Genomic DNA, 445 nt, shown 5'->3' with positions numbered 1-445 from the left:
GTCGGGTTGGTCGAGCTGGGCAGCACGTTGGCAAAGCCGCAGGCCTTGATGATGTCCGGGGCGTGGCCGCCGCCGGCCCCTTCGGTGTGGTAGGTATGGATGGTGCGGCCCTTGAAGGCGGCGAGGGTGGTCTCGACGAAGCCCGACTCGTTGAGGGTGTCGGTATGGATGGCGACCTGCACGTCGTACTGGTCGGCCACGCTCAGGCAATTGTCGATGGCTGCAGGCGTGGTGCCCCAGTCTTCGTGCAGTTTGAGGCCGATGGCGCCGGCCTTGACCTGTTCGATCAGCGGCTCGGGCAGGCTCGCATTACCCTTGCCGGTGAAGCCGATGTTCATGGCGAAGGCATCGGCGGCCTGGAGCATGCGCGCCATGTGCCAGGGGCCAGAGGTGCAAGTGGTCGCGTTGGTGCCGGTGGCCGGTCCGGTGCCGCCGCCGATCATGG

Annotated in this window: 1 protein-coding gene; it reads right to left on the bottom strand. The window is 67.0% G+C overall.

Features of this window, described 5'->3' with window-relative positions:
* A partial coding sequence (locus B2V21_RS20415; protein WP_286917868.1) for an amidohydrolase family protein occupies nt 1-445 on the bottom strand: 445 nt, incomplete at both ends.

The organism is Pseudomonas sp. UBA6276, from assembly GCF_002438365.1.
GTDB lineage: Bacteria > Pseudomonadota > Gammaproteobacteria > Pseudomonadales > Pseudomonadaceae > Aquipseudomonas > Aquipseudomonas coleopterorum.
The sequence above is the reverse complement of the archived record's forward strand: the minus strand, read 5'-3'. Positions and strand labels throughout refer to the sequence as shown.